Source organism: Veillonella magna (genome assembly GCF_959600285.1).
Classification (GTDB): domain Bacteria; phylum Bacillota; class Negativicutes; order Veillonellales; family Veillonellaceae; genus Veillonella_A; species Veillonella_A magna.
Genome location: NZ_CAUGKU010000011.1, coordinates 75561 through 85302 on the forward strand (window position 1 = coordinate 75561; position 9742 = coordinate 85302).

Annotated in this window: 10 protein-coding genes; 1 reads left to right on the forward strand and 9 read right to left on the reverse strand. The window is 38.3% G+C overall.

The genetic code is table 11. The features are described 5' to 3' along the window. Positions 1 to 4: 4 nt before the first annotated feature. From eutL to Q5873_RS07515, 9 genes are all read right to left on the reverse strand, one after another. On the reverse strand, positions 5 to 658 hold the full coding sequence (eutL, locus tag Q5873_RS07475; protein ID WP_028255359.1) for an ethanolamine utilization microcompartment protein EutL: 654 nt from the start codon (positions 656 to 658) through the stop codon (positions 5 to 7). Positions 659 to 669: 11 nt separating this feature from the next. Next, positions 670 to 1575, reverse strand: coding sequence for an ethanolamine ammonia-lyase subunit EutC (gene eutC, locus Q5873_RS07480; RefSeq protein WP_028255360.1), 906 nt, complete (start codon positions 1573 to 1575; stop codon positions 670 to 672). A gap of 14 nt (positions 1576 to 1589) precedes the next feature. Next, positions 1590 to 2954, reverse strand: a complete 1365-nt coding sequence (locus tag Q5873_RS07485; protein ID WP_028255361.1) for an ethanolamine ammonia-lyase subunit EutB — start codon at positions 2952 to 2954, stop codon at positions 1590 to 1592. 16 nt (positions 2955 to 2970) lie between these two features. After that, the gene (eutA, locus tag Q5873_RS07490; RefSeq protein ID WP_303060198.1) at positions 2971 to 4407 is read right to left on the reverse strand and encodes an ethanolamine ammonia-lyase reactivating factor EutA; all 1437 of its coding nucleotides are present in this window, start codon (positions 4405 to 4407) and stop codon (positions 2971 to 2973) included. Positions 4408 to 4500: 93 nt separating this feature from the next. Continuing rightward, positions 4501 to 5919 carry a histidine kinase N-terminal domain-containing protein gene (locus Q5873_RS07495; RefSeq protein WP_303060200.1) on the reverse strand — a complete coding sequence of 473 codons (1419 nt, stop codon included), beginning with the start codon at positions 5917 to 5919 and terminating at the stop codon, positions 4501 to 4503. Positions 5920 to 5931: 12 nt separating this feature from the next. Beyond that, positions 5932 to 6504 (reverse strand): ANTAR domain-containing response regulator, encoded by a 573-nt coding sequence (locus Q5873_RS07500; RefSeq protein WP_303060202.1) that lies wholly within the window; start codon positions 6502 to 6504, stop codon positions 5932 to 5934. A gap of 18 nt (positions 6505 to 6522) precedes the next feature. Continuing rightward, positions 6523 to 6870: an ethanolamine utilization microcompartment protein EutS gene (gene eutS, locus Q5873_RS07505; protein ID WP_028255365.1), complete on the reverse strand. Its 348-nt coding sequence runs from the start codon at positions 6868 to 6870 to the stop codon at positions 6523 to 6525. 15 nt (positions 6871 to 6885) lie between these two features. Next, a complete protein-coding gene (locus Q5873_RS07510; protein ID WP_303060205.1) occupies positions 6886 to 8016 on the reverse strand; it encodes a 1-propanol dehydrogenase PduQ in 1131 nt (376 codons plus the stop codon). Between the two features lie 210 nt (positions 8017 to 8226). Next, a complete protein-coding gene (locus Q5873_RS07515; RefSeq protein WP_028255367.1) occupies positions 8227 to 8808 on the reverse strand; it encodes a cob(I)yrinic acid a,c-diamide adenosyltransferase in 582 nt (193 codons plus the stop codon). A gap of 221 nt (positions 8809 to 9029) precedes the next feature. On the opposite strand from Q5873_RS07515, the gene Q5873_RS07520 reads away from it, so the two are divergent. Next, positions 9030 to 9467: a EutP/PduV family microcompartment system protein gene (locus Q5873_RS07520; RefSeq protein WP_028255368.1), complete on the forward strand. Its 438-nt coding sequence runs from the start codon at positions 9030 to 9032 to the stop codon at positions 9465 to 9467. The last annotated feature ends 275 nt before the right edge of the window (positions 9468 to 9742 follow it).

Consider the following 9742-nt stretch of genomic DNA (forward strand, 5'->3'; position numbering starts at 1 on the left):
CTCCTTAATAACCAACCGGATTGTCTGCTACATTTTGTACTGCCTGAGCAAATGCCGTGCATGCAGCTTTACATGCCGACTGACTTCCGGATAACAAACCTCCACCAAAGTTTGTTTCTGACGGAGGACCATAAAATGCACAAAGAGACACATCTGCTGCCTTCAAAGCTGCATCTAAGCCGACCATTGCTTCGCAGGGAGGTGCAATTAAATAAGCAATTGCTTCGCCTTCACGAATATTAGCTACTTGTGACAAATATCTTCCAGATCGTGAAATTACATGTGCAAAGTAAGGAATAGTATTGTCATCATTGGCACTAATAAAACTTGCTTCGGATTCGATAACCTGAATAGCAGCTTCCAACCCACTAATAATTTCAGCCGGGCTCGGTCCAGCCAGAATTCCTATCACTTCTCCGGCCAACTTAGTTTGTGCATTACCGGCACCAGCATACAGACTTTTAGCATAAACCACATCAACTTCTGCTTTTTTTGTTGCTTCATCCAAAGCAACATAGGTAACATCATCACAATCTGATGTAATAATACCTAACGAACGTTGACTGGAAGTGAGTCCCAATTGCTGTGAAAGTGCACGATCAACATTTGGGATAACCTTGACACTGAGCACATTAGCTCCTAAGCGTTCATTTTTCACTAGTATTCCTCCTATGCTCGTTTTAAATCAATGCCAGATTTTTTCTTTTCTAACATCTCTTTGATAACATCTGCAATATATGCGCCGGCTTCTACTACAGGTGTGCCTCCTTTATGAATGTTAGAGATTACAGTACGACGTGCTTCCGGCATACCAATAGTCGGTTTATAAGCAATGTACGCACTCATAGATTCTGCTGTTACCAAACCAGGACGTTCACCTACTAATAAACAAACTACATCAGCTCCACTAATTTCACCTACAGGGTCCATAGCAGGCACACGACAATATTTTACAAATAAAATCTTACCGAAATCTAAATTATATTTTTTTAGTCCTTGCTTAATTGCCGGAATAATATCTCTAATATTGGCTTCAATGGCCGCCGAACTTAGACCATCACCAACCATCATGACAATCTTCGCACCTTTTTCCGTATTATCCGCAATTTTTTTTGCCATTGCATCATCAAAAATTCTGCCATGATCCGGTCGTGTAATATACTCGTCTTTTGTTTTACAAACAGTCTGCAGTGGTACAAAACCCATCTCTTCAACCAATTTAGGATCTACATCTGAGAAAACTGCATCCTGTGCTGCAGCATGATCCGCCCTGAAACGTAAAATGGATTTTGTTTTATATCGTGTACCACAGCGTCCACAGCCTAATCGAGCCGGTGTAAAGGATTTCATTTTTAAATATCCTTCTTTATCATGCGGATTATCTACATATAACTCCTTTTTAATATCAAGCTCTGATAAGTCCGGGATATACGCATCTTCTACTACAGATTTGCTTTCCTTAGGGGTACTCTGCATATCTACGCCACTAGTTGCCCCGGTAACATTGGAATGTTTCCCAGCCACAACATCCTGTAATATTGCTTCAATCATACTTTTCAATTCGGCTTCATTCATCCCTATCACCTCTCTTATTTCAAGAATACCGATGCATCACCAGCTAGCGATGTCAATTTACCATTTTCCATAAAGCCCATTTTTTCAAGCCATAATTCAAACTCTCTAATCGGTCTTAAGTTAAACAACTCTCTAATTGTTGCAGTTTCATGATATCCCGTAGTTTGATAGTTAAGCATAACATCATCGGCATGAGGAATACCCATGATATATGTACAACCGGCTGCAGCTAACATAACTGTCAAAATTTCCATATCATTCTGATCCGCCTTCATATGGTTTGTATAGCAAACGTCACAGCCCATAGAAATTCCTGTCAACTTACCCATGAAATGGTCTTCCAAGCCGGCTCGAATTACCTGTTTAGCATCATACAAATATTCAGGACCGATAAAACCTACTACAGTATTCACAATATACGGATCAAATTTTTTGGCGAAACCATAGCAACGTGCTTCCATCGTTACCTGGTCTGCGCCGAAGTGAGCTTCTGAAGATAATTCAGAACCTTGGCCGGTTTCGAAATACATAACATTCGGACCTGTCACCTGACCTTGAGTGAGAGCCAAATGTTTTGCCTCTTCAAGAATTTCTGCGGAAAAACCGAATGCCGTATTCCCCTTCTCGGACCCTGCAATAGATTGGAACACAAGTCCTGTAGGCGCTCCCCGGCGAATAGCTTCCATCTGTGTCGTAACATGAGCAAGTACACATGTTTGAGTTGGAATATTCCATTCAGAACGGAATTCCTCAAATCGAGTTAAAATACGTCTAACACTTTCTACGGAGTCATCTACTGGATTCAAACCTAATACAGCGTCGCCAATCCCAAAAGACAAACCTTCCATCAAAGACGCCATAATACCATCGATATTATCAGTCGGATGGTTTGGTTGCAAACGTGCCGAGAACGTTCCTGGTCTACCAATTGTTGTATTTGCGGTTTTTTCAATACGAATCTTCTTAGCTGCTACCACTAAATCCATATTCGACATTAATTTGCAAACAGCAGCAACCATTTCCGACGTAAGGCCGCGAGATACTCGCTTAATATCAGTATCGGTGGTAGTATCCGACAAAAGCCATTCTCTTAGTTCTTCCACCGTCCAATTTTTTATGGATTCAAAAATACGTTTATTAACCTGATCGATAATAATACGGGTAACCTCATCCTCTTCGTAAGGAACAACTGGATTATTATACAAATCGTTCAACGTTAATTGAGATAAAACAACCTTAGCTGCTACACGTTCTTCAGAACTGTTCGCTGCTACTCCAGCTAATTTATCGCCGGACTTTTCTTCATTTGCTTTTGCCAATACTTCTTTGATTGAAGCAAATTCATAAGTATTACCAAACAGCCTTGTCTTTAAAATCATTCGCAAATCACTCCTTTTAGTTAAATACCAAGGTTTTAATTATTACTGGCAACACAGCACCTCCTGCTACTGGCATTCCTATATCTACATAATCACCATTTTTTGCTTGTATAGAGTCAACACATATAATGGGGTGACCCTCTGGTAAATATGTAAACAAACTATTTCCTAAGGCTTTCGCCATATCGGATTCTATAATAACTAACAGAGGCTTTCCCATCGTCCAGATTGGCTTCATACCTAACGCAATTCCTTCTGCATAACGTTGAATTTCTTTAAAAGACGGTGCCTTTTCTCCTTGTAACGCTAATGCAATTAGCGGAAGTTCTCCGTCAGAAACAAACCACTCCAGTTTATTCTGTATTCTCTTACTCATTTCTTCTGGAGCCAGCAATTCATCTTCCAGGGTCAACCGCAATACAGGGATATTCTTTACCGGCAATGTATCTTCTGTATAACTAATTGTGCTTCCACTTACATCAGCGGTATGCGATCCTGCACCAACAACAGTAGCTCGTATTGTTTCCTCTGTTTTTAATATCTGTCTTTCTTTAAATAGTATCGATTCTTTTAAAGATCTACCTAAAAGCAAGCCAATATCTCCGTATCGATCCCATGAAGAATCCACATCATTGATGCAATCAGCTACTCCACCAGAAAATGTGACAGATGACACAGCCTCCGGATTAGACAGCCCATGATTTGTTATTAGTAAGTCGTAATAAATCGATTTCTCACCTACACCCGACGCATTTGCAAGCACCTGAACTAAAATAGATATTATAGGCTCTAACTTTTCTATCGTTACAATATCGCCTACATGTATTGAAAGGTTCTCTTCATTTATAATGGCTTCAATTTTAGGGGCAATATATAAAATCTTCTTAGTATCTACATCATATTTTATGAGTCGCCCTCCAATATCAAAGCAGGCTGTATCTACAACATCACCATTTTTAAATACAGCTAAATTACTGGTTCCCCCACCAATATCATAATTTACAATACATCCGCTATAGGCTTTAGAAAGAGCCTCCGTACCTGCACCCTTTCCCGCAATTATACTTTCTAAATCCGGTCCTGCTGTAGCTACAACAAAATCACCGGCATAACCGCTAAGTGCCTGTAAGACTTTTTCCGAGTTCTGCTTTCGTGCCGTTTCACCAGTAATAATCACAGCACCCATTTGTATGTTGTCCTTACTAATACCCGCTTTATGATATTCATTAGCTACAAACTCTTTAATGGCTATTTCATCAATAATTTGTTGATTGATGAGCGGAGTAAATATAATTTCACTCCTATAAATTACCTTTTTATCAGAAATTTCTATGCGTGGTACAGTAAAAGCAGAGGCAAAGTTTTCAACAGTAATCTCCGACAAAATTAACTGAGTTGTTGAAGTACCTAAATCAATACCTACTGTCAGCAACGTATCTTCCTGTTTTTCCATGCGTAAACCTCCAAGTATACAAAAAAGTGCCCAAGCCTATCGCGTAAAACTACGACAAATCGACTTGAGCACCTTTGCTCTTCTGTCATGCAACTACATTGTTACATTATATCGAAAACGAAATGAAACTCTTGTTCCATTTCCATCAGATTCAATTTTTAACTTTCCCTTCAATTTATCTTTTACGTAGCCCTTAATAATCATCATACCTAAGCTGTCTTCATTGACAGCAGAAATATCAAACCCGCTACCGTCATCACTGACCTCGATAAATATTGTAGAATTGACCAATTTTCCCACAACCGTTACATTTCCACCTTGCCGGTCATTATACGCATGGTCAAATACGTTTTGCAACAATTCATTCACAATAACAGAAACAGCTACTACTTGATCAGTAGTTATATACACTTCACTGTCTACTTGCAAACATATTTTTACATCTTTATAATTCGCAAAAATATGGTGGAAGTTATGAACAACCATAGTTAGTGTTTGCTCCAGCAGAGTATAATTTTCCATCTGCTTAGACAGTAATTCATGCGTAGAGGCAATTGCCATTATTCGAGACACACTATCTTGTAAAACTTTTTTCGTCTCTCCATGTTTTGCCCTACGCTCTTGTATTTTTAGTAAGGAAACTATGGATTGCAGATTATTTTTTACACGATGATGCATCTCTTGGATTGCAACAGACTTTAGTACGAGCTCTTCCTCTCTCCGTTTAAATTCAGTTACATCCTGAACTACAACGACTAAGCGTTCTCTTAATGCAATCCAACTATGCTTAATAACAAAATAATAATGTAAATACTTACTTTCAGAATCAATGGACCAATTCCCTGATTCTCTTTCAATTTTAAACTTAATATAGTCAAAAGTTACATAATCCAAGGTCAAATTGTCATATGACATACCGATAATGTTATTGCGATATCCCAGCCGACGATAAAGCTCTTTAGCACCTGCATTTGCTGATAACAAAATCCCTTTTGCATCAAACACTAATACATTTTCAGATAATTGATTAATAATAAAATCATCTGTAATATAATTCGTATCTATGATAGCCTCAATACTAGTCTCATTCTCATCGCTCGGAATACTTCCATCGGTTTCAATAATTAATGTTCCAATAACCTTTGCGCCATACTTAATTGGATAAATCGACTGTCTTATTAACTTACCTTCCTGAGACAAAGCAATCAATCCAATAGAATTAATTCCTAGTTGCATAGTCCGTAGCACTCCCGGCTCATTTTCCATAAGTGCATCCAAACCAACCACAGCATGGTCATACATAGATGGCTTTGACAATGGCGTCCTATGATAGACAACCAATGCATTTTTCTTAATTTCATTGAATACATCTACAAAAACATCCGCATCAGGAGCGACCGCTTCGGTTTCCCAATAAGAAATTACTTTTAAAAGCTCTTCAATTTCATCATCAGTTAAACTAGTAAATTGCTTGCACAATTCCACCACTTTATCTTTAAATTCAGTACTCAATGGCAACACCTATCAATCATTATCCATAAGAATCAACTCCGCTATTTCCTTCATTTTAGCACGTTTATCCATACTTAACTTGCGCAAATGTCGATATGCTTCATCCTCACTAATGTTTAATGATTGCCCTAATACACCTTTTGCTTTTTCAATAATCTTCCGTTCTTCCAGACGCGTCTTCAATGCTTCTATTTCGGCTTCAAGATTTTGCGTTTGCTTTCCCTTAGCTATCGCAACTTCAATTGTTGGAATTAAAGACTTCTCATCAATAGGTTTTACTAAATACCCTGTAGCACCTATTTTTTTTGCCTTTTCCGTATTACCAGAATCACTGTAAGCAGTAAGAAAAACTATGCTACATGCTAATTTATCTTGCGCAATTTTCTTAGCTGCTTTTAACCCATCAAGAATTGGCATCTGAATATCCATCAATACCAAATCAGGTTTTTCCTTACGGCAGATTTCTACAGCCTCAAATCCATCGGCAGCCTCGCCACAGATCTCATAATCAGCCTCGATTAACATATCCTTTATATCTAATCGAGTGATTGGCTCATCGTCTACAATGACTATTCTACCTTTCATATGAACCCCTCTTCTATATTACGTTCTCGTCACCTCGCACCCAAGTGCAAAGTGTAAAATATTCCTCAACCCGTCTACCACAGCTCTCAATGCCGTTTCAACAGAGCTTACATCACCATAAATAATAACCGAACCGGAAAAACGATCGACAAATCCAATCTTTACATCCCCGCTTTTAGTAGCAATATCAACAGCGATAATAGCAGCCTCCGCCGGAGTAATAGTAAGTATACCTAACGCATTATACACGTCTGTCGGTAATCCAAGTTTGGTATAAATTTCTTTCGTAGGATTCGCAATAATATGTGCCAATGTTATTTGTTTACCGGGCACATATTCTTGTATCATTCTCTGCTTTTCTTCCATACACGGCTCCTATAACTATATAAGGCCTTTCAATAAAACTACAACTTCTTCCTTCGTTGGAACCTTGGGATTTGTTGATGTACAAGCATCAGCCAAGGCCGCATCAGCTAAACTATCTATTGCTTCCATAAAGTCCGCTTGATTAACACCACAGTCACGAAGTGTAAGTGGCATATTCATAGAGCGCTGTAAACTACAAACCTTTTTTATAAAAGCTAGAACACCCACTCTTGGATTATCAATAACTGAAGCTCCAATCGTTTTTGCTAACTTTGCATACCTAGCGGCTGCCTCTGATTTAGCTGCCCCACAGGATGGTAAATCAGCATTATACATAATCACATGTGGTAAAATGAGTGCATTCAATCGACCATGCGGGATGTGGAATTGTCCTCCTATAGCATGCGCTAAGCCATGAGTCAATCCAAGTCCAACAGTCGTAAATGCCATTCCTGCTAAACTTGAGGCTAAATGCATCTGTTGGCGCGCTTCCAGGTTATTACCATCATCATACGCCTTTTTTAAGTATGTAAAAACCTGCTGTATCGCATATTCAACAAGGATATCCGCCATAACATTTTTCTTAGTAGCTACATATGCTTCTACTAAATGAGCTAAAACATCCATTCCTGTATCAGCTGTTATTGCTGGAGGAACGCTTTTTACAAGCTGAGGACTAAGTATTGCTATGTCCGGTTGAATTTCATCAGTAACTAATGGGTATTTTACCCCTTTTTCTTCATCAGTAATAACCGAGAAATTAGTTACTTCAGATCCTGTACCACTAGTAGTCGGTATCGCAATAAATGTGTTTGCCTTACTATCACCGGTTCGTTTTGAAAAGTAATACATAGCCTTTGCTGCATCAATGGAGGAACCTCCCCCAATAGCTATAATAGCCTCCGGACTTACCTCATTAATTTGTGCAGCTCCCTTTGCCACTACTGAGATTGGAGGATCCGGTACAATATCCGAAAAAACATTTACTGTTTTTGAAGACAATTGTTCCAGTACCAAATCCAATAAGCCCGATTTTTGAATAAATGGATCTGTAACGATAAAGAAGGATGTTTCCTCTCTATTTTGAAGCTGCTGTAATGCATCTTCACCAATCCACAAATTTGTAGGGAACTTTATTGATTGCATACATGTTCTCCTATCCTAAAAACAAAAAAAGAAGCCTAACGCAAGACAAAACAGTCCCGCGAAAAGCTTCATTGCATTAAAACCCATGTACGCCGTTGTACATCCTCAATCTTCATGATTATAATTTATACCAAACCAAATCATATGTCAACAGAAATATAAATATTTGTTATGCATAATAATTATAAATAGTCACAGAGATTATAAGAACTACAATCCTTTCTCCTTAATTTTATGAAATACCTCCGCGCTTCGTTCATAGAACACATCATTTACATCTTCTCGAAAATTAAAATAACGTGCTATCGCATAAAAATAATCTGACAAGCGATTAACGAAAGTAATCACTATCGGTGAAACCATCACCGTGGTATTTAATCGAATGATACGTCTTTCTGCCCTTCTGGCAATCGTCCGTGCCACATGAAACAGCGCCGCAAGTCTACAACCTCCGGGTAGAATAAAACGATTAATATCTGGGGCCGCATCTGTATAGTAATCAATACGTGATTCAATCCAGGATATGGCTTCTTCCGAAATTACAGGTCCTCGCAAATTCGTTTCGGGCGTGGCTAATTCGGTTCCAATATCAAATAAGAAATTTTGAATCGTTACAATTTCTTTATACTCATCTTCATATGATTTTCCCATAAATGTAGCAGCATAACCAATCCATGAATTCAACTCGTCTATGGTTCCATAACTTTCTACTCTATCCGAATCCTTTGCAACAGCCGCTCCACCAACAAGCCGTGTCATTCCCTTGTCTCCCGTTCCTGTGTAAATACGCATACGAAACTCCTTTCTTATTACATAAGTTACTAAAGTAAGCCTCGTTGCTTTTTTCACACAGCTCTGTGTTACCTTGATGATACAAAGTAGAAAGTATTTTGTCAATTCAATTTAATTTTACCGTATTGACTAATTGTCTGTTTACATGTTTAATGAAATTAACCCATCCTCAATCTACAAATAAAATTTATCTTTACTACCTAATAAGAAAGGGATTACATATGAAAAAATTAATGTTAGTAGGTCCTATAGGATGTGGTAAAACTACATTAACCCAACGGCTAACCGGTGTAGATCTAACTTATGTCAAAACCCAAGCGTTAGAGTTTCATGATTCTATTATTGATACCCCAGGAGAATTCGTACAACATCGTCTCATGTACAACGCCCTGCTTGTTACTTCCTCTGATGCGGATATTATTGGATTTCTCCTACCCGCTACAGAAAAAGAGCAGATATATTCCCCAGGTTTTACCTCACTATTTAACAAACCTGTTATTGGTATTATTACTAAAATAGATTTATTAGCGCATGAAGACGACTATATCTACGCTGAAGAGCAATTACGAATGGCCGGTGCACATAAAATATTCAGAATTTCTGCCGTTGAAAATATTGGTATCGATAAACTACAAACATATCTCGACGAACTACCTTAACATGTATAGGGGCTATACCTAAAGTAACTCATACTTCTTTTTGTAAGATAATCCTCTTATCCTGACGAATCCCTGTGAGCTTGCTTTGGTATAGCCCTTTTTTACTTGTTAACTTCTTACGGTCACTCATCTTTTCCTTGACTATATTAACTATCCATTCTACAATAACTCAACTTATAACCGCTCTCCCAAATACCCCTTTTGATGTTAAATCTATCCGAAGGGGTATTTACAATGAAAAAACGTTTTGCAGCCGTATTTGCAGCAACTGCTGT

What these genes read in the sequence shown, in the direction of transcription:
- Q5873_RS07485 (WP_028255361.1), bottom strand. Translation starts at nt 2,954, where the DNA reads ATGATTTTAAAGACAAGGCTGTTTGGTAATACTTATGAATTTGCTTCA.
- Q5873_RS07520 (WP_028255368.1), top strand. Translation starts at nt 9,030, where the DNA reads ATGAAAAAATTAATGTTAGTAGGTCCTATAGGATGTGGTAAAACTACA.
- Q5873_RS07510 (WP_303060205.1), bottom strand. Translation starts at nt 8,016, where the DNA reads ATGCAATCAATAAAGTTCCCTACAAATTTGTGGATTGGTGAAGATGCA.
- Q5873_RS07500 (WP_303060202.1), bottom strand. Translation starts at nt 6,504, where the DNA reads ATGAAAGGTAGAATAGTCATTGTAGACGATGAGCCAATCACTCGATTA.
- Q5873_RS07515 (WP_028255367.1), bottom strand. Translation starts at nt 8,808, where the DNA reads ATGCGTATTTACACAGGAACGGGAGACAAGGGAATGACACGGCTTGTT.
- eutS (WP_028255365.1), bottom strand. Translation starts at nt 6,870, where the DNA reads ATGGAAGAAAAGCAGAGAATGATACAAGAATATGTGCCCGGTAAACAA.
- eutC (WP_028255360.1), bottom strand. Translation starts at nt 1,575, where the DNA reads ATGAATGAAGCCGAATTGAAAAGTATGATTGAAGCAATATTACAGGAT.
- eutA (WP_303060198.1), bottom strand. Translation starts at nt 4,407, where the DNA reads ATGGAAAAACAGGAAGATACGTTGCTGACAGTAGGTATTGATTTAGGT.